At 61.0% G+C, this 17,870-nt stretch carries 16 protein-coding genes and 1 pseudogene; 7 read left to right on the top strand and 10 right to left on the bottom strand.

Annotated features, from left to right (window positions below; all coding sequences use genetic code 11):
* Positions 1 to 54: 54 nt before the first annotated feature.
* The 3 genes from E5221_RS12720 to E5221_RS12710 form a co-directional block, all read right to left on the bottom strand.
* Positions 55 to 891, bottom strand: a complete 837-nt coding sequence (locus E5221_RS12720) for a FecR domain-containing protein (RefSeq protein ID WP_247847583.1) — start codon at positions 889 to 891, stop codon at positions 55 to 57.
* Positions 888 to 1,412 carry an RNA polymerase sigma factor gene (locus E5221_RS12715; protein WP_182328737.1) on the bottom strand — a complete coding sequence of 175 codons (525 nt, stop codon included), beginning with the start codon at positions 1,410 to 1,412 and terminating at the stop codon, positions 888 to 890. Before E5221_RS12715 ends, E5221_RS12720 begins: the two co-directional genes overlap by 4 nt.
* Before the next feature lie 93 nt (positions 1,413 to 1,505).
* Complete coding sequence (locus E5221_RS12710) at positions 1,506 to 1,892, bottom strand: MerR family transcriptional regulator (RefSeq protein WP_061550731.1); 387 nt, start codon at positions 1,890 to 1,892, stop codon at positions 1,506 to 1,508.
* Positions 1,893 to 1,965: 73 nt separating this feature from the next.
* Here E5221_RS12710 and E5221_RS12705 point away from each other — a divergent pair.
* From E5221_RS12705 to E5221_RS12695, 3 genes and pseudogenes are all read left to right on the top strand, one after another.
* Positions 1,966 to 2,577 (top strand): annotated as a pseudogene (locus tag E5221_RS12705) (SDR family oxidoreductase); the annotation flags it as partial.
* 107 nt (positions 2,578 to 2,684) lie between these two features.
* On the top strand, positions 2,685 to 4,196 hold the full coding sequence (locus tag E5221_RS12700) for a sensor domain-containing diguanylate cyclase (protein WP_247847582.1): 1,512 nt from the start codon (positions 2,685 to 2,687) through the stop codon (positions 4,194 to 4,196).
* A 24-nt stretch (positions 4,197 to 4,220) separates the two neighbouring features.
* The gene (locus E5221_RS12695; RefSeq protein WP_061550733.1) at positions 4,221 to 5,120 is read left to right on the top strand and encodes an EamA family transporter; all 900 of its coding nucleotides are present in this window, start codon (positions 4,221 to 4,223) and stop codon (positions 5,118 to 5,120) included.
* Positions 5,121 to 5,168: 48 nt separating this feature from the next.
* On the opposite strand, the gene E5221_RS12690 is transcribed toward E5221_RS12695, so the two are convergent.
* The 4 genes from E5221_RS12690 to E5221_RS12675 all read right to left on the bottom strand — a co-directional run bounded on the left by E5221_RS12690 (position 5,169) and on the right by E5221_RS12675 (position 10,375).
* Positions 5,169 to 6,422 (bottom strand): OprD family porin, encoded by a 1,254-nt coding sequence (locus E5221_RS12690; RefSeq protein ID WP_061550734.1) that lies wholly within the window; start codon positions 6,420 to 6,422, stop codon positions 5,169 to 5,171.
* Between the two features lie 58 nt (positions 6,423 to 6,480).
* Positions 6,481 to 7,785: a citrate:proton symporter gene (locus tag E5221_RS12685; RefSeq protein ID WP_013972233.1), complete on the bottom strand. Its 1,305-nt coding sequence runs from the start codon at positions 7,783 to 7,785 to the stop codon at positions 6,481 to 6,483.
* Positions 7,786 to 7,908: 123 nt separating this feature from the next.
* Positions 7,909 to 9,222, bottom strand: a complete 1,314-nt coding sequence (dctA, locus tag E5221_RS12680) for a C4-dicarboxylate transporter DctA (RefSeq protein ID WP_247847581.1) — start codon at positions 9,220 to 9,222, stop codon at positions 7,909 to 7,911.
* A gap of 73 nt (positions 9,223 to 9,295) precedes the next feature.
* Positions 9,296 to 10,375 carry a 4-oxalomesaconate tautomerase gene (locus E5221_RS12675; RefSeq protein ID WP_015270082.1) on the bottom strand — a complete coding sequence of 360 codons (1,080 nt, stop codon included), beginning with the start codon at positions 10,373 to 10,375 and terminating at the stop codon, positions 9,296 to 9,298.
* Positions 10,376 to 10,522: 147 nt separating this feature from the next.
* Here E5221_RS12675 and E5221_RS12670 point away from each other — a divergent pair, with 147 nt between their 5' ends.
* Positions 10,523 to 11,416, top strand: coding sequence for a LysR family transcriptional regulator (locus E5221_RS12670; protein WP_013972231.1), 894 nt, complete (start codon positions 10,523 to 10,525; stop codon positions 11,414 to 11,416).
* 60 nt (positions 11,417 to 11,476) lie between these two features.
* Here the strand turns inward: E5221_RS12670 and tcuB are convergent, their stop codons facing one another.
* The 3 genes from tcuB to E5221_RS12655 all read right to left on the bottom strand — a co-directional run bounded on the left by tcuB (position 11,477) and on the right by E5221_RS12655 (position 15,162).
* Positions 11,477 to 12,658, bottom strand: coding sequence for a tricarballylate utilization 4Fe-4S protein TcuB (tcuB, locus tag E5221_RS12665; protein WP_054573822.1), 1,182 nt, complete (start codon positions 12,656 to 12,658; stop codon positions 11,477 to 11,479).
* Positions 12,639 to 14,093, bottom strand: coding sequence for an FAD-dependent tricarballylate dehydrogenase TcuA (gene tcuA, locus E5221_RS12660; protein WP_247847580.1), 1,455 nt, complete (start codon positions 14,091 to 14,093; stop codon positions 12,639 to 12,641). Before tcuA ends, tcuB begins: the two co-directional genes overlap by 20 nt.
* A 148-nt stretch (positions 14,094 to 14,241) precedes the next feature.
* On the bottom strand, positions 14,242 to 15,162 hold the full coding sequence (locus E5221_RS12655) for a LysR family transcriptional regulator (protein WP_013972228.1): 921 nt from the start codon (positions 15,160 to 15,162) through the stop codon (positions 14,242 to 14,244).
* A gap of 441 nt (positions 15,163 to 15,603) precedes the next feature.
* On the opposite strand from E5221_RS12655, the gene E5221_RS12650 reads away from it, so the two are divergent.
* From E5221_RS12650 to arsH, 3 genes are all read left to right on the top strand, one after another.
* The gene (locus E5221_RS12650; protein WP_039612841.1) at positions 15,604 to 15,960 is read left to right on the top strand and encodes a metalloregulator ArsR/SmtB family transcription factor; all 357 of its coding nucleotides are present in this window, start codon (positions 15,604 to 15,606) and stop codon (positions 15,958 to 15,960) included.
* 115 nt (positions 15,961 to 16,075) lie between these two features.
* On the top strand, positions 16,076 to 17,137 hold the full coding sequence (gene arsB, locus E5221_RS12645; protein ID WP_061550736.1) for an ACR3 family arsenite efflux transporter: 1,062 nt from the start codon (positions 16,076 to 16,078) through the stop codon (positions 17,135 to 17,137).
* 4 nt (positions 17,138 to 17,141) lie between these two features.
* On the top strand, positions 17,142 to 17,858 hold the full coding sequence (gene arsH, locus E5221_RS12640; RefSeq protein ID WP_247847579.1) for an arsenical resistance protein ArsH: 717 nt from the start codon (positions 17,142 to 17,144) through the stop codon (positions 17,856 to 17,858).
* Positions 17,859 to 17,870: the final 12 nt, after the last annotated feature.

The raw sequence follows: 17,870 nt of genomic DNA, 5'->3' as shown, positions 1-17,870 counted from the left end.
GGGCTTTTTCAGTAGCCGCCATGGGGATCGAGAAACCCTACCTGCGCCTGAGAATTATTTTCTTGTCGGTTTGCGTTGAATCCGGACGCTGCCGTCCCCTACCTGCAGCACGGCGACAGGCAGGATGCTGGGCAGCAGATCCAGTAGCAGGTCGACATTGCGCGCTTCGAACACCCCCGTCACCTTGAGTGCGGCCAGGCTTGGGTCGCTCAGCTCGATGGGGGCCTTGCGATAGTGGCGCAACAACGACACCGCTTCATCCAGCGGCGTCTGCTCGAACACGATGCGATCATCTTTCCATGCCATCGCCTTGGAGGCGTCAGCCTTTGCAACCGGCATCAGTTGCCCGCCAATCGAGTCGACCTGTTGCCCTGGCCTCAGGGTGACAGGCGCCTGTGCTGCAGCAGCAGCGGTGACGTCCACGCGCCCACGGGCCAGGGTCACACGCACCACGTCGTTATCCAGCCGGCGGACATTGAACAGCGTACCGAGCACCTCGACTTTCGCCAGGCCAGCGGACACTACGAAGGGGCGGTACACGGCCGAGGACACATCGAAAAGCGCCTGCCCTGCGCGCAGGTCGACTTCGCGGCTGAGCAGACGCCAACTGATATCGACATGCGTGCCACTGTCGAGCAGCAGCTTGCTTCCATCGCTCAGCAGCACAGCGCGCCGCTCACCAATGGCGGTAGCGAAACGCTCGCTCTTGTAGGCAGGGTTCAGCCACGCCAGGGCCGCAAAGGCGATCGCAACCGCTAGTGTGATACCGGCCGACTTCACCGCTTTGGAGGGCGCTGGCCTGGACGGCGGCATGGGGAACAGCTGCTTGAGCTCTTCACGATGTCGCCCCAGTGCCTCGTCCAGCGGCGCCTGTTCGGGCTGCTTGGTCATGGATGCACCTCATCGCGCCCAAGCCGTTGCCTGCACGCAGCCAACCCCAGGCGCAGGTGCTTTTCCACTGTCTTGATGGAGATACCGAGGCGAGCGGCTACTTCTGCCTGGGGGATTTCGTGAATCTTGTGCATGACGAAAACAGCCTGACAGCGAGGTGGGAGGTCTGTGATAGCGTCGACGAGCAGTTGAAACTCGCGCTCGCTGTCATACCTGGTCATCGGGGTGGCTGCCGGGCAGGCCACCTCAGGCAGCTCGGAGATAGCCTCTACCCAGGCGCCTCGGCGGCGATCGCTACGATAGCGACTCACGGCGGTGTCGTGGGAGATTTTTCGTAGCAAGGCCAGTGGGGTTCGGACGTCGTCTTTCTCACCGCGCTCAAGCAACTGCACGCACACGTCATGCACTACATCGCGCGCCATGCTTCTGTCGCCGAAGCGTCGGCGAATGTGGTCCACCAGCTCGTCATAGTGACGGACCAATGTAGACAGCAGCGACGGTTTGGCGGGATCGAACGACACGATGCATCCTGGATAAGAGGTAGGCCTCGAAAACAAGACACAAGTGTAAATGAGAAATAATTGCGAATAAACAAGCTACAGCATCGAGCCATGCTAAATCGAGAGAGGGCGAGGAATGGTCAGACCGTTGGCAATGGCACTGGCTTCCAGCTTTGCACGCTCCGCATCCAGAAAGACATAGGCGGCTTGCAGCGTGGTGATCTTCGCTTGAATTTCGGCCATCTTGCCGGCTACCAACATCGCGCCTTGGGCGCAATCGATCGTGTTACCGCGCTTGGCCGCAAGGATGTCGCCAATCTCGGCGAGCGAAAAACCGCCGCTCTGGGCACTTTGAATAAAGGCTAGGTCAACAACGGTCTGGTCGCTGTAGCTGCGGTAATTGTTGGCTTGGCGATGGGCCACGATAAGCCCGAGTTGCTCGTAATAACGCAATGTATGGCGGCCCACCCCACTCCGGCGCTCCAACTCTCCGACATTCACGATAAAAATTCCTTGACTGTAGAGTAGGCTCTACACCTTAGCCTGCGCCGATCATCCAGACAAGGATTCAGATATGAGCGTGGAATGCTTCGTCACTGGCGGCAGTGGGTTTGTGGGTCAACATCTGCTGGCCCATCTTACCGCGACAGGGCACAAGACCTGGGTGCTCATGCGCAACCCTGCAAACATCGAACGCCTCAAAGAGCAGGTAGGCCAACTGGGAGGTAATCCCGCGTATTTAAACGCAGTTGAAGGAGACATCAGCAGGGATGGGCTTGGACTCAGCGAAGCAGACAGGCAATGCGTAACTTCGGCCGCCGTGGTCTTTCACCTCGCGGCGCAGTTTACCTGGGGCCTTACAATCGAACAGGCCCGCGCAGTCAACGTACAAGGGGCGCTGAGGGTCGCCAGGCTTGCGGCGAGCCAGCGTATCCGCTTGCTGATGGCTGGCGGTTATATGCTGCAGAACCTTACTCATCTTGCAAGTATCGGGGTTGATACCGCGCACCCTGAAAACACCAATTGGCCTGCAGTATACGGCCGTGTCGGGGGCTACGAAGGCAGCAAGCTGGAGTCCCATTTCGCAGTCATCCGTTACATGCAGGAGGTAGGCGCAGATTACTCGATCGTTCATCCTGCTACGGTATGTGGTCACAGCGAGAGTGGGCATATCCCTGAAGGTCGGTGTTATATTGTTGCACATGAACCGGATGGTTACTTCCTGACCGTCTGGTTAGTTAAAGCGTGTCGACGCTCAACTTGGTCTTTAGGGAAAAAGGCGTGTGAATTGACGTGAAGCGTGACATCCACCTCGTTGTGCTACTGCTATCGGTCATCGGTTGCTCTCTCGCCTCGCTAACGCTGTGGAAGGTCATGGCTTCTCGCGAGCGTGCCCTGGAAGACGTCAATGTCCATGGTCTTAACCTGACCCAGGCATTGTCCACCTATTCGGAAGGTATTGTCCGTCAGAGCTCAATGCTGCTGCTCGGGCTGGTCGAGCGCCTGGAAACCGAAGGCTCCGGACCTGCGCAGATCGAGCGGCTGGATCAACTGGTCAAGCGCCAGCAACCATTGATGCCGCCAATGAGCGGCATCATGATCTACGCCAGGGACGGACGCTGGCTGATGTCGTCCAACCAGCCGACCCCCGTCGGTGCCAACAGCAGCGACCGCGCCTTTTTCATACACCATCGTGACGACCCGTCCCGCGACCCTTTCATCGGCCTGCCAATCCGTAGCCGCGTCAACCAGGAATGGGTGATCACCATCAGCCGACGGTTCAACGATGACCATGGCGAATTCGCCGGCGTTGTCGCCATGACGCTTGGCGTGGAGAACTTCCTGCAGCTATTCGGCAAACTCGATGTCGGCCATGAGGGTGCCATCGGGCTGGCCTATACCGACGGTTCCATGCTGGTGCGCTACCCGTTTCGGGAACAGGACATGGGTCGCAACTTTTCGAAGTCGCCCATCTTTACCAAGTATCTCGTCGACCAGTCAGCAGGCACTGCATCGTTCACCTCCAGCCTGGACGGCGTGGAGCGCCTCTATGCGTTTCGCAAGAGCGACAAGCTACCCTTGGTGACAACGGTCGCGCTGGGCAAGCAGGAGGCACTCTCGGCCTGTCGGCTCGAGGCGCTGCTGTCAACGCTGGTGGTCGCTGTGCTGCTGGCATTGACCGGGGCCATTGGCTGGCTGTTGATTCGCGCCATGAGCCGGCGAAATGCGGTCGAAAGCGAGCTTCGACTGACCCAGCAACGGCTACTCGACAGCAACCAGCAGCTCGAGAGCCTGGCGATGCACGATGCGCTCACGGGGCTTGCCAACCGGCGCTGCTTTGACGAAGCGCTGACTCAGGAAATCCGCACGGCCCATCGCAATGGCACCACGCTGGCTTTGCTGATGATCGACATCGATCATTTCAAACCCTACAACGACACCTACGGGCATCCGGCGGGCGATGCCTGCCTGCAGCAGATAGCCTCCCTGCTCTCCTCCTGCATTCGCCGCCCTCGCGACCTGCTGGCACGCTACGGGGGTGAGGAAATGGCGGTAATCCTGCCCGATACCGACAACGATGGAGCGGCCGTCGTCGGCAGGCTGATGCTCGAGCGCCTGGCCTTGCAAGCCATCCCTCACAAAGGCAGCCCATTCGGACACATAACCGCCAGTATCGGCATCGCCTGCTCCGATGGTACGGCCCTGGACAGCGCGCCATCACTGATTGAGCGCGCCGACCGGGCGCTCTATATCGCCAAGCAGGCCGGCCGCAATCGCCTCCATGTCGACCGGGCGAAGACATAAAGCCAAATAACAAGGAATGTATAAATGCAATCTCATTTCAGCAAAGGCTTGCTCTTTGCACTCTGCGCCGCTGCACTGAATGCAACGATCGGTGTACTCAGCAAGGTATTGATGAACAGTGGATTCAGCTCCAGCAGCATCGCCCTGATAAAAACAGTCCTCGGCTGCCTGTTGCTGTCAGCACTGCTACTGTTCCTCAAGCGGCCACTGCATACGGCCAAATGGTTCCATGCCGCCGTTTGCGCCTTTCTTGGCATTTTTGTGCTGTTCCACTTTGAGACTTCGGCCTATAGCCATTACGCCGCGGCAGGCGTCGTGGTGATCCTGATGGCAAGCGCCTCCATTTCTTCGATATTACTGGGACGGATAGTCCTCAAGGATCCAATCACCGCCAATGCGACAGTAGGCGCCGGTTTGACCATAGCTGGTATTGCCGTGATTTTTGGAGCCGACCTGGAACAAGGCTTCACGCTGCAAGGTGCAGTGCTCGCTTCGATCGGAGGCTGCGGTTATGGCGCATTTTCGGTTGCCATGAAGCGCATGGGCGTTTCCGGGGGGCTGCATTTCACCCGGCAACTATTGTTTTTCGGCAGCCTCTACCTGCTGATGCCGGCTGCAACCGATGGGTTCAACATTGGCGAGCTGTCGCTGGTGGCGGTCATGGCACTGCTGGCGCTGGCCGCGTTGCCGACCATCCTCGGCTTCTTCTGTACCACCAAGGCCATCGAGTACCTGAAACCCTCGCAAGTCCAGGCGCTGGAGCTGACCGAGCCGCTGTTTGCCGCACTGCTGGCGTTCGTGGTGCTCAATGAAGTACCGCGGGACACGTTGTACCTGGGGGCCGGGCTGATTCTCTTCGGCCTGTGCTTCTCCAATGAGCTGATCCGACTGGGCAGGAAAGCGCCACAGCCGTCCAAAGCATGAAATGCGTGCGAGCAAGCACCTCGAGGCATGCATGCTCGCACGGCCGCATTACCAGATCGCAATATCGTAGGTGAGATAAATCCGGTTGCTGTCACGACCTCGGGCAAAGTCAGAGCGGTATACATAGTTGCGAAGTTTCACGCCCAGCCCTTTGACTGGCCCGGACTGCACCACGTAGGCAAGCTCCACATCACGCTCCCACTCGCTGAGCCCGGCATCACCGGAACGACCGTTGTCCCCGCTCAGGTAACGCGCCATGAAGGTCAGCCCGGGCACACCGGCCGCTGCAAAGTTGTAGGCGTAGCTCGCCATCCAGGTTTTCTCTTCCTCCTCGATGAACTTGCCTATGCCAACGTTACTGAACGAGTAAACCGTCGCGCCGCTGATGTACGGCAGCCCTGCCTCGCCGTCGAGCACCTGGTAACCGGCACCGACAGTGTGCCCCGAGTGGGTATAGGACAGCTGCCCACTGAACATGTCATTGTCTATCTGACCACCATGAGCGGCCCCGCTGTCGCGGCTCTTGAAATAGCGCAAGTCGGTGGTCAATACACCGCCGGCCAACGGCAGGTCGTGGACCAGACCTAGGTAGTCCTGGCGATAGAAGTGTTCGAGCTGGCCGTGGAAATAGCTCAAGCGCAGCTGCTTGCTGGCGGCATAGTCGGCCCCGGCAAAGCTGAAATCGCCAGACTCGCTGCCACTGTAACCATCCAGGAACAGGCCGGTGCTGTCGGAGGAGTCCCGCTGCTTGAAACGGTCCAGGTGGCCGGCGGTCAGGGTCAGGCCATCGACATCAGTACTGGTCAGCTGCGTACCCTGGTAAGTCTGAGGCAACAATCGTGCATCGTTGTACACCAGCACCGGAGTCTTGGGCAGCAAGGTGCCATGCTTGACGATGGTCTGCCCCAGTCGCGCCTTGGCGGTTACCCCGGCACTGGCGAACTCGTCCGCGGCACGGCCATCGTCATGCACCGGCAGCAAGCCGGTACCGCTGCGGCCGCGGCCCGAATCGAGCCGTACGCCTACAAGCCCCAGGGCATCGAGCCCCAGGCCCAGCGGGCCTTGGGTGAACCCTGATTGGTAGTCGAGCAGAAAACCCTGTGCCCATTCCACACGCTCGCTCTTTGCAGTTGCAGCAGCGCGGGCGCTCATGCCTTGTTCGTCGCGGAAGTTCTCGTTGAAGTAAACGTTGCGCAGCTGCAGCTTGAGCTTGCCGTCGTCGATGAATCCGGCAGCGCCGGCCACAGGCAGCCAGCCGCAGAGCAGGCCACAGGTGGCCCGGCGGAAAACAGTTCGGGACATTTTCGATACTCTGTTGTTGTTCTTGGATGAGGTGGGCGCCAGCGGCGCCCGAAGCCGATCAGACGAAGAAGGACAAGGCACCCGTGACCAAGGCCAGTGCGGTGATGACCAGTGATGTCAGCACCGCCCATTTCACGGTGGCCTTCTGGAAGTCGCCGATGTCGCGATCGACCATGCCCACCAGCAGCAAGGTCGAGGCCACCAGCGGGCTCATCAGGTGCACTGGCTGCCCCAGCACCGAGGCGCGGGCGATTTCAACCGGGTCGATGCCGTAGGCGGCCGCAGCGTTGGCAAGGATCGGCACCACGCCAAAGTAGTAAGCGTCGTTGGACAGTACGAAGGTCAGCGGCATGCTGGTCAGCGCCACCACCAGCGGGAACCAGTGGCTCCACGCCTCGGGAATCCAGTCGACCAGGGTCTGCGCCAGCGCATCGACCATCTTGGTGCCCGAGAAGATCCCCGCGAAGATGCCTGCGGCGAATACCAGCAGTACCACTGTCATGGCATTGCCAGAATGGGCGAGGATGCGCTCTTTCTGCAGATCCAGCTGCGGGTAGTTGATCATCAGCGCCGCGACGAAACCGATCATGAACAACAGTGCGGAATGCATCACACCCATCACCAGCGCTGCCATGACGGCAATCACCAGCACCAGGTTCACATACGCCAGGCGTGGGCGCTTATGTGGGCTCTCGCCGAGGATTTCCTTGATGTAGCAGTTGCCGCCACCCGACTCCAGGGCGATGTTGCCGATGCGTCGGCGCTCGGCGCGGCCCAGCAGGAACGCGGTGAACACCACCCAGGCCGCACCGCCGATCACGGTCGGCAGCATCGGGATGAAATACTCGGTCGCATCCAGCCCGAGCGCGGCAATGGCCCGGGTAGCCGGACCACCCCAAGGGCTCATGCCACTCATGATGCTCAGCGACAGCATGGATACCGTGGCCAGGATCATCGGGTTCATGCCGATGCGCTTGTACAGCGGCAGCATGGCCGCACAGGTAATCATGTAGGTGGTGGTGCCATCACCGTCGAGCGCCACCAGCAGCGAGAGCAGCGCGGTACCGATGGCGATCTTGACCGGGTCGCCATTGACGCGCTTGAGGATCTTGCGGATCAGCGGGTCGAACAGGCCGGCATCGATCATCAGGCCGAAGAACAGGATAGCGAACAACAACAGGGCCGCCGAGGGCGCCACCATTTTCAAGCCATCGAGCATCATCTTGCCCAGCTCGGGGGCGAAGCCGCCGATCACTGCAAAGACAATGGGTACCACGGTGAGCGCAACGATTGGCGACAGGCGTTTGCTCATGATCAGGTAGGTGAAGGTCACCACCATGATCAGGCCCAGGAGTGCGAGCATGGTCTTTTCTCTTGTTTTTATTCTATTGCGGCCATCGGCAAGGCAGACGGCCCCCTACCCCACTCGGCATCGCTGGGATGCTGAGTGGGATTCTAAGTCAACTATGGAAGGTGAGGAGGCTTTTCAGCCGCGATGCCGAGGCTCGGCAGACCAGTCGGCCTGCGCAATATCCGCCTCGTCCGGTGCAGCCGGAATGCCGTTCAGGCGGCGCAGCAAGGTTTCCCGCTCACAGGCATTCTCCGACAGCGAGATGACCACCGTGGCCACGGCATTGCTGGCCAGGCTGGTCAGGGCACGCGCCTCGGACATGAAGCGATCGATGCCGATCAGCAAGGCAAGCCCTGCCAACGGGATGTCGTGAATGACGGTCAAGGTCGAAGCCAGCGCAACGAAACCACTGCCGGTCACACCCGCTGCGCCTTTTGACGACAACAGCATGATCGCCAGCATCGTTACCGTCTGGCCGAGGCTCAGGTCGATGTTGCAGGCTTGAGCGATGAAGACCGCCGCCAACGACAGGTAGATGGCAGTACCGTCGAGGTTGAAGGAGTAACCGGTTGGCAGTACCAGCCCGACCACACCTTTCTTGCAGCCCAGTTTCTCCAGCTTTTCCAGCATGCGCGGCAGTACAGGCTCGGTGGACGAGGTGCCGAGCACCACCAGAAACTCCTCGCGGAAATAGCGCAGCAGCTTCCACAAGCTGAAGCCATGGGCACGGCAGATGCCGCCAAGCACCACCAGCACGAAAAACGCACAGGCGATGTAGAGCGTACCTACCAGCTTGGCCAGTGCACCCAGGGACGTCACGCCATACTGCCCGACGGTGAAGGCCAGGGCACCGAAGGCGCCGACCGGTGCGAAACGCATCAGGTAGCCAAAGATGCGAAACACCATGGTCGAAGCAGACTCCAGCACATCGAGTACCGGCTTGCCCTTCTTGCCCATCGAAGACAAGGCGAAGCCGCTGAGCACCGCGATGAACAGCACTGGCAACACTTCACCCTTGTTGAACGCCCCGATGAACGTGTCGGGAATGATATGCATGAAGAAGTCGACCACGCTGAGCTTCGCCGCAGATGCGGCGTACTGGCCGAGCCCCGCAGTGCTGAGAGTGGCAGGGTCGATGTTCATGCCGACACCAGGGCGGAACAGGTATACCGCTGCCAGGCCGATCATCAGGCTGATGACAGTCAATACCAGGAACAGCAGCAAGGTCTTGCTCATCAAACGCCCGAGGGAGCGCTTGTCGGTCATCCCGGCGATACCGGTGACGATGGTGCAGAAAACCACCGGCGCGATCATCATCTTGATCAGCTTGATGAACGCATCACCCAGAGGCTTGAGCGCAACGGCCTGTTGCGCCCAGAAGTGACCGACCACCACGCCCAGCAGGACGGCGCAGAGGATCTGGAAGTACAGCGATTTGGCGAGTCTCATGAGGCATCACCCATTGTTGAAATTGTGCGGATGCGCTTGTTGCGAATGTACAGGTCCGGACTACCGCCTGGGCCTACCCCGCCAACCTGCGGAATGTAGGCGCGTAAACGAAGCCTGAGAACAACCGCCGGGCAGTTCGCACCACAGAGGCCTGAATCGTCTTGCCATCTGCGCCACTGCGCGACAGCGCGACATCGATACCGCCGCTTGGATGTTCCAGACGCACTTCGGTCAACTGCACGGCGCCCTCGCCCAGCAGATCGCCGATCACCGTACCTGGGCTGACGCAGGCAGTCGCCAGCCCTATCGCTCCGGTGATGGCCAAGGCGCGGTGGCAGTTGTGCGGCATGAAGTAGCGAACCTGCAACGTGCCGTCATAACGGGGCTTGGATACCAGCACCGGTTTGGGAATGACCATGCCGCTGACATCACCCAGGCCCATGGCCTTGCCGGCCTTCAGGCGCAACGCCTCGAGGCGCTCGAGCAGTTCGCCGTTGGCGTCGAGTTCGGCCGGGGATTCCGAGCCGGTGACGCCCAGCTGGCTGGCCTCCACCACCATCATCGGCATGGCCATGTCGATGCAGGTGACCGCAACGCCGTCGATCACATCCTTGGCCTTGCCAGTCGGGAACAGTTTGCCGGTCTTGCTGCCGACCGCATCGAGGAAGGTCAGGTGTACCGGGGCGGCAGTGCCCGGTACGCCATCGATCGCCGTGCGGCCTTCATAGCGCACGATGCCGCCGGGGGTTTCCACCAGCGAATTGACGAAAGTGCCGGTGTTCAGGTTGCGAATACGCACCAGCGTCTTGCCGTCCTGGCCTTTGACAAGACCTTGCTCGATGGCGAACGGGCCAACGGCGCACAGCATGTTGCCGCAGTTGGGCGCGGTATCGACCCGGCGCTGGGCGACCATGACCTGCACGAACAGGTAATCGACGTCGGCGTCGGCATGCAGCGAGGGGCTGACAATCGCTACCTTGCTGGTCTGCGGGCTACCGCCACCGATGCCGTCGATTTCCAGTTCATGCCCGGAACCCATCAGGTTGATCAGCAATTCGTCGCGTTCGACCACATTGGCAGGAAGGTCCCATGCATGGAAAAAGGGGCCCTTGGAGGTGCCACCGCGCATGAGTACGCAAGGAATTCGTTGCATGATTTCGCACTCTTGTTGATCAATGGACATCATTGATGCTGTGGACAAAAGATTGACAGGGATGGATAAATCAATCCAATGCAAATATCGTAGTTATTGTTCCGATTTGAGCATCAATACCGAACCCAATGCCAAGAGCGATCCGAGATGGAATATGAGCTGCAAGACATACGATCTTTCGTGAAAATCGCCGAACTCGGCAGCTTCCACGAAGCCGCAGAAGCGCTGCACCTGTCCCAGCCCGCCTTGAGCCGACGGATCAAGAAGCTCGAGGAAGGCTTGGGCACTTCGTTGCTGGAACGCACTACTCGTCGGGTCAGCCTGACCAGCGTCGGGCGTGACTTCCTGCCCAAGGCCAGGCGCCTGCTGGATGACTTCGAAGACTCGATCCTGAGCATTCGCGAACTCGCAGAACGACAGACCGGCCAGGTAACCCTCGCCTGTATTCCGACCGCAGCGTTCTATTTCCTGCCATCGGTGATCCGCGACTACAACGAGCAATACCCCAAGATCCGCATTCGTCTGCTGGACCTCAGTGCCAACGACGGGCTCGAAGCCGTGCTGCGGGGTGAAGCCGATTTCGGCATCAACATGATGAGTGGCCAGCACCCGGACATCGAGTTCGTCTCCCTGGTACAGGAGCACTTCGTGCTGGCCTGCCGCAGGGACCACAAGCTGGCGAACCGTGAGGCCGTCACCTGGACAGAACTGGCCGACTACCGCCTGATCGGCGTAGGCCGGCTTAGCGGTAACCGGATGCTGCTGGACCATGCCCTGTCCGGGCTCAACCTGCGGCCCAAGTGGTTCTATGAGGTTCAGCACCTGTCGACCTCGCTGGGCATGGTCGAGGCCGGGCTGGGCGTGTCGGCCATGCCCAGCCTGGCCATGCCCAGCGCCGACCACCCGACCCTGGTCAGCGTGCCGCTGATCGAGCCCCAGGTAACCCGCACCCTGGGGTTGGTCTACCGCAGAGGGGCGTCGCTGTCGCCGGCAGCGGAGAAGTTCGTGTCGATCCTGCTGGACAAGTGGCCCAACCGTTGAACGAAATGCCTTGCTTCCGGCTCGGCACGGCGCAGGGGAAATACGGGCTGAGTTCATGGTTCACTCCCCGCCCAGGCCCAGCTTGTTGGGCCGGCGCTTCTCGATTGCAAACTTGAGCAGTGCCGCGCTGCGGAACAGGCCATGGGCAAACTTGCCATAGGGCAGCGTGATGAACAGCGCCATCACCGTCCCCAGGTGAAGCGCCAGCACGATCGCCATCGCTGCGGTATCACGCAGGCCCAGCAAGGCGAGGCCTGTGGCGCTGACCAACAGCAGAAGCAGAATGAAGGCCCGGTCCATGGGGCGCTGGGCCACATCGCCCTGCTCCGGCGCCCTGCGCAGGTTCAGCGCCAGCAACCCGGCCGGCCCGACAATCAAGCCAATTCCGCCCAGGGTTCCGAGCAACACCGGTGCACTCAGCAGCGGGTACGGCGCCTGCTGGCCCAGCAGGTAGTGATAACCGGTGGCGACCACCGTGGCGGCAAAGCACAGCATGAAGCCGTAGAAGGTGAAGTGATGGAAGCGACGGCGCCAGAGCGTGTAGCGATCATCGGCATTGTTGCAACCTTGGCCGTGCCCACCGTCGAGGTATTTCAGGGTCAACACCGCGCTTGATGCCTCGAACACCGCCCCTTTGGCCGGTTGCGCCAGCGCCTCGGCAGGCGAGACCGAGCGCCAGAAGCGACGTACCGCCACCGCCAGGGCCAGCGCTGCAGCGGCAAAGACGCTACCGAACATCAGTGCCAGGGTGTTGTGCGGGAAGACCGCATAGAAATTCCCAGCCAACCGCCCGGGCAGCAGCGTGCCGTTGACGAACAAGGTCAGCAGCAGGAACAGCGACAAGGCTACGGCCAATGCACTGGCGACATAGGTGCCGTTGTGCCTGTACAGCCGCCCGAAGAGGGCCGGCCAGGCGTACTCGGCGTATGTCTGCCCGCGCACCTTGGCCATCGCCTGGGGCACGTTCACCGCGAATTCGTGGGGCTGCGCGTACTGGCAGGCATGCAGGCAGGCGCCGCAGTTGTGGCACAGGTTGGCCAGGTAATGGATATCGGCCTTGCCGAACTCCAGCCTGCGGGTCATCGCCGGGAAAACCGCGCAAAAGCCCTCGCAGTAACGGCAGGCATTGCAGATCCGCATTTGCCGGTCCACTTCCTGCTCCTCGACGTTCAACACCGGGATCAGTTCGAGGGCCGGCCCGGCGGTGTCAGGCTGGCGTGGCTCAGGCAGTTGCGCAGTCATGGCTCTTCTCTTTTTCTGGATGTTCGTAACCCGCCGCCGCAGCAGCGCTGGTCCCGGCGATACGGCCGAAGGCGGTGCCGATGGACATGCCGACGCCTGCGGTGTAGCCCTTGCCCAGTACATTGCCCGCCATCATTTCACCGGCAACGAACAGGTTCGGGCTGGGACGCCCGTCGAAATGGACGGCGGCGGTTTCATCGGTGCGCAGCCCCAGGTAGGTGAAAGTCACGCCAGGGCGCAGCGGGTAGCCGTAATAAGGCGGCGTATCGATCGGGCGCGCCCAGTGGCTTTTCGCCGGCTCCAGGCCTGCGGTGTGGCAGTCGTCCAGCCGGGTGTGGTCGAAAGTGCCCATCTGGCAGGCTCGGTTGTAGGCATGCACGGTTTCGAGGAAGGCCTGCACAGGCAAACCGAGCAGGCCGGCCAACGCCTCCAGGCTATCGGCAGTAGCGCCCGGAAAAACCGGTGGCATGAAGCGCCCGAGGGCTTTCTGGTCGATGATAGAGAACCCCACCTGCCCAGGCTGATGCGCCACCAGGCGCCCCCAGATGGCATAGCGCTTGGGCCAGAAATCCTCGCCTTCATCGTAGAAGCGCTGGCCATCGCGGTTGACCACCACGCCCAGCGACACACAATCGATGCGCGTGCAAATGCCGCCGTCGTACAACGGCGCACGAGCATCGATCGCCACCATGTGTGCCTGGGTCGGGTCGCCAATCGTGTCGGCGCCCTGTTCGATCATGCGGCGCAACAGCACCCCGTCATTGAAGCGCGTGCCACGGATCAGGAAATTGTCCGAAGGCCACTCCCCTCGCTCGTTCTGCCCCCACGCCTCGCGCAACCACTCACGGTTGGACTCGAAGCCGCCGGCGGCAAGCACACAGGTACGCGCCTCGATGCGCTCGGCAGGCAGGTGTCGCCCCTGAACCTCACGCGCCGGCACATGGGCCGCGACGAAGCGTCCGCCCTGCAGTTCGATGTCGGCTACTGGCGTGTCGTAACGTATCTGTACGCCAAGGTTTTCGGCGCTGCGAAAGTAGGCGTTGACCAGTGCCTTGCCGCCGCCCATGAAGAAGGCGTTGGTCCTTGCTGTGTGCAGCGCACCCGACAACGAGGGCTGAAAATGCACGCCATGGCGGCGCATCCACCCGCGACAACTGGAAGACGCGCGAATCACCAGCCGCGCAAGCTTTTCGTCGGTCTGGCCGCCGGTAACCTTCAGCAGGTCCTGCCAGAATTCTTCTTCCGGGTACGCCTCGACCAGCACATCCTGCGGTCCATCATGCATGCACCTCAAGTTGCGCGTGTGTTGTGAGTTGCCACCACGCCAGGCGCGGGGTGCGGCCTCGAGCAGCAGCACGCTGGCTCCGGCCTCTCGCGCCATCAGCGCGGCACAGAGGGCGGCATTGCCCCCTCCGATGACTAGCACATCGATCATTTCGCCTCCAGATCACGAAGAGCCGAATGTTCGGCTGCTCCTCGTGACCGGGGACTTTAATGAGCGCCCGCAGACCGCGAAACGCGATGGTCGGGGGGAGGCATTCAGTTTTTCTAAAGGGTCGGAACAAGCGCCCCCGGCGCCTGGGTCAAAGCAGCCGTGCGCCTGGCCATCGGCCCTGCTCCACCAGCTCCCGGGCAACGTCCTGCAGTACGATCCGCGTAGCCAGCGCCGCCGGTGAGAGCTCGTCATCAGTCAGGCTGACAATCACATTGCGACGCTGCGCCAGGGCTTCGTCGACAGCAAACACGCGCAGGCCCGCCTGATGCGCCCGGGCCACTGTCGCGCCAGGTTGGATGGTGGCGGCATGGCCCGCACACACGCAATCCATCAACAGCGACAGGCCATCGACTTCCATGACGATGCTGGCCTCCAGCCCTGCCCGCTCGAAAATCGAGCGCAACGTCGTGCGCAATCCATGCTGGTTGCTGGGCATCACCAACGGCAACGTCGCGATCTGTTGCAACGTGAGCGACTCGCCCCAGCCGTCCTTGACCAGCGGTGCGGGAACCAGCACGAACAGCCGCTCCGTCAGCAGCCCCCGCACCTCCAGGCGCGGCCCCGTCTCTGCCTGGAACAGCACCGCCAGGTCAAGGTGCCTGGCATTGAGCTGGTTCATCAGGTAACCAGACAGCATCTCCACCAGGTGCAGACGGATATCGGGATAGCGCTCTCGCATCCTGTCGATCAAGGCAAGGCCAAGAATCGAAGCCGTGGTCGGAGCCAGCCCCACGCTGGCATAGCCGCTCATGCGGCCACTTTGAGCTGCCAGCACAGCATGTTCCGCCTGACGAAGCGCAAGACGCGCATGGTATTCGAAGGCCAGTCCGGCCGCGGTCGGCGCTACGCCGGTGCTCGAACGCGTCAAAAGCCGGGTACTCACCTCGCTCTCCAGCTTCGACAGTTGCTGGCTCAGTGCGGAGGCGCCGACCCCGAGCTCGACCGCCGCCCGGCCAAGACTGCCGTACTCCAGAACACTCAGGAAATAGCGAAGCTGACGTAACTCCATACAGATCTCTTCAACGATGGGGGCAGGCCTGGAGCATGTTAAACGTATTTGCACAGCGTGGGCGGTCAAGCCTTGATCGACAGGACGCTATGGTGGAACGGACTGGCCCGCCCTCATGGAACTGCATATAGCTGGATGATTGAGCAGGGCCTCTGTGGGAGCGGGCGTGTCGAGGCGTCGAACCGCCGCGAACACCGGCGCAGCCGGTGCCAACCACCGCGTTGAATTCTTCGCGGGCACGCCCGCTCCCACAGAGGCCGCGTCGCGCTTGCGAATTGAGTTCTCTGCGCGACAGCGCAGCCCAAAGGGCTGGGCGATCTCCTGCAAGGCCTTCTTTTCGTCTGCAGGAACCAATCTGGCAGGCCTTGCAATACATGCGAAAAATCGTATATTTGAAAAACCATATATATCAAGCATGAAAAGCAAACACCGAGAACTGCCATGACTGACTCGCTGACCCCGACCCAGGTCTTCAAATGCCTCGCCGACGAGAACCGCATTCGGATGATGCTGCTGATCGCTCGCGAGGAAGAGCTGTGCGTCTGTGAACTGATCTGCGCCCTGGAAGAAAGCCAACCCAAGGTTTCTCGCCACCTCGCACAACTGCGCACCTGCGGCCTGCTCGAAGACCGCAGGCAGGGCCAATGGGTTTACTACCGCCTGCATCCAGAGCTTCCCGCCTGGGTACGCGATGTCCTGGTAACCACGCTGGATGCCAATCGCGAATGGTTGAGCACCAGCGCCAAACGACTGGACACCATGGGTGACCGCCCTCAGCGCGTCGCTGCCTGCTGCTGACCACTGCCGAGAAAAAAAGGCATTTCTCGCATTGCCTTTCGAACAACTGGATGCCGCCCGGCTCAAGGCCGAGCTGGCGATCATCGGAACGCGCTGACGTTCAGGGAGATACACCATGAGCAAAAGCCGGCTTTCCTTCCTCGACCGCTACCTGACGGTCTGGATCTTCCTGGCCATGGGCCTGGGGATCGCTCTCGGAAGCCTGTTCCAGGGGTTGCCAGCGTGGCTGAACAGGCTGTCGGTGGGCTCGACGAACATCCCCATCGCAATCGGCCTGATCGTCATGATGTACCCGCCATTGGCGAAGGTGAAATACGAGGAGTTGCCACAGGTCTTCAAGGACAAGCACATCCTTGCACTGTCGCTGATCCAGAACTGGGTGATCGGCCCGGTGCTTATGTTCGGGCTGGCAGTAGTGTTCCTTTCCGACAAGCCCGAGTACATGACCGGCCTGATACTCATCGGCCTGGCGCGTTGCATCGCCATGGTGTTGGTATGGAACCAGATCGCCGGCGGCAATAACCAGTACGTGGCCGGCCTGGTCGCCTTCAACAGCATTTTCCAGATTCTGTTCTTCAGCGTGTACGCCTGGATCTTCCTGGGCCTGCTGCCGCCACTGTTCGGCCTGGAAGGTAGCGTCATCGAGACCAGCTTCCTCGATATAGCCCAATCGGTGTTGATCTACCTGGGTATCCCGTTCCTGGCCGGTTTCCTGACCCGCAAGACCCTGATCAGCCGTAAAGGCGCCACCTGGTACCAGGAGCACTTCATTCCGAAAATCAGCCCGCTGACCCTCGTGGCGTTGCTGCTGACCATCGTTGCCATGTTCAGCCTGAAAGGCGACATGGTGCTGCAACTGCCGCTGGACGTGCTGCGCATCGCCATCCCGCTGACCATCTATTTCGTGGTGATGTTCTTCTTCAGCTTCTGGATGGGCAAGCTACTGGAGGCCGACTACCCCCGCACCACTGCGCTGGCCTTCACCGCGGCAAGCAACAATTTCGAACTGGCCATTGCTGTGGCCATCGCCACCTTCGGCCTCGCCTCGCCGGTCGCGTTTGCCACCGTCATCGGGCCCTTGGTGGAAGTGCCGGTACTGATCTCGCTGGTTGGCGTGGCCTGGTGGCTCAAGCGTCGCTGGTTCGATCAGCCATCTGGCGCCTTGTCTCAGGAGTGAAACCATGACCGAACACCACATTCCCAACATCGACAACGACTTGGTCGATCTGCCGACAGCCGAGAAACTGGCGATCGCGCAGCAGTCCACCCACAAGCCTCGCATCCTGCTGCTGTACGGATCGACCCGCGAACGCTCGTTCAGCCGCCTGCTGACGGAAGAAGCGGCGCGCCTGCTGGAGCACTTCGGTGCCGAGACGCGCATCTTCAATCCGACCGGGCTGCCACTGGCGGATGACGTGCCCGATGACCACCCCATGGTCAAGGAACTGCGCGATCTGGTGTTGTGGTCCGAAGGCATGGTCTGGTGCTCGCCGGAACGCCACGGTGCAATGACCGGCGTGTTCAAGTCGCAGATCGACTGGATCCCCCTGAGCATGGGCGCCATACGGCCGACCCAGGGAAAGACCCTTGCAGTCATGCAGGTATGCGGTGGTTCGCAGTCGTTCAACGTGGTCAACCAGTTGCGCGTGCTTGGCCGCTGGATGCGCATGTTCACCATCCCTAACCAGTCGTCCGTGCCCAAGGCCTACCTGGAATTCGACGAAGCGGGCCGCATGAAACCGTCCCCGTACTACGACCGTGTCGTCGACGTCATGGAAGAACTGGTGAAGTTCACCCTGCTGTTACGCGACCGCGCCGACTACCTCGTCGACCGCTACTCCGAGCGCAAGGAGTCGGCCGAGGAATTGTCCAGGCGTGTAAATCAACGATCCATCTGAAGTCACAACTCG

The sequence above is a fragment of the Pseudomonas sp. A2 genome (genome assembly GCF_023100865.1).
In the GTDB taxonomy this organism is placed as follows: Bacteria; Pseudomonadota; Gammaproteobacteria; order Pseudomonadales; family Pseudomonadaceae; genus Aquipseudomonas; species Aquipseudomonas asiatica.
Note: the sequence above shows the minus strand (reverse complement) of the source record. Positions and strands in the feature narration are given on the sequence as shown.

Excerpts from the sequence above, each read along its gene's own strand:
- E5221_RS12720 (WP_247847583.1), bottom strand. The coding sequence starts at position 891 with ATGACCAAGCAGCCCGAACAGGCGCCGCTGGACGAGGCACTGGGGCGA.
- E5221_RS12695 (WP_061550733.1), top strand. The coding sequence starts at position 4,221 with ATGCAATCTCATTTCAGCAAAGGCTTGCTCTTTGCACTCTGCGCCGCT.
- E5221_RS12690 (WP_061550734.1), bottom strand. The coding sequence starts at position 6,422 with ATGTCCCGAACTGTTTTCCGCCGGGCCACCTGTGGCCTGCTCTGCGGC.
- E5221_RS12685 (WP_013972233.1), bottom strand. The coding sequence starts at position 7,785 with ATGCTCGCACTCCTGGGCCTGATCATGGTGGTGACCTTCACCTACCTG.
- dctA (WP_247847581.1), bottom strand. The coding sequence starts at position 9,222 with ATGAGACTCGCCAAATCGCTGTACTTCCAGATCCTCTGCGCCGTCCTG.
- E5221_RS12675 (WP_015270082.1), bottom strand. The coding sequence starts at position 10,375 with ATGCAACGAATTCCTTGCGTACTCATGCGCGGTGGCACCTCCAAGGGC.
- E5221_RS12670 (WP_013972231.1), top strand. The coding sequence starts at position 10,523 with ATGGAATATGAGCTGCAAGACATACGATCTTTCGTGAAAATCGCCGAA.
- tcuB (WP_054573822.1), bottom strand. The coding sequence starts at position 12,658 with ATGACTGCGCAACTGCCTGAGCCACGCCAGCCTGACACCGCCGGGCCG.
- tcuA (WP_247847580.1), bottom strand. The coding sequence starts at position 14,093 with ATGATCGATGTGCTAGTCATCGGAGGGGGCAATGCCGCCCTCTGTGCC.
- E5221_RS12655 (WP_013972228.1), bottom strand. The coding sequence starts at position 15,162 with ATGGAGTTACGTCAGCTTCGCTATTTCCTGAGTGTTCTGGAGTACGGC.
- E5221_RS12650 (WP_039612841.1), top strand. The coding sequence starts at position 15,604 with ATGACTGACTCGCTGACCCCGACCCAGGTCTTCAAATGCCTCGCCGAC.
- arsB (WP_061550736.1), top strand. The coding sequence starts at position 16,076 with ATGAGCAAAAGCCGGCTTTCCTTCCTCGACCGCTACCTGACGGTCTGG.
- arsH (WP_247847579.1), top strand. The coding sequence starts at position 17,142 with ATGACCGAACACCACATTCCCAACATCGACAACGACTTGGTCGATCTG.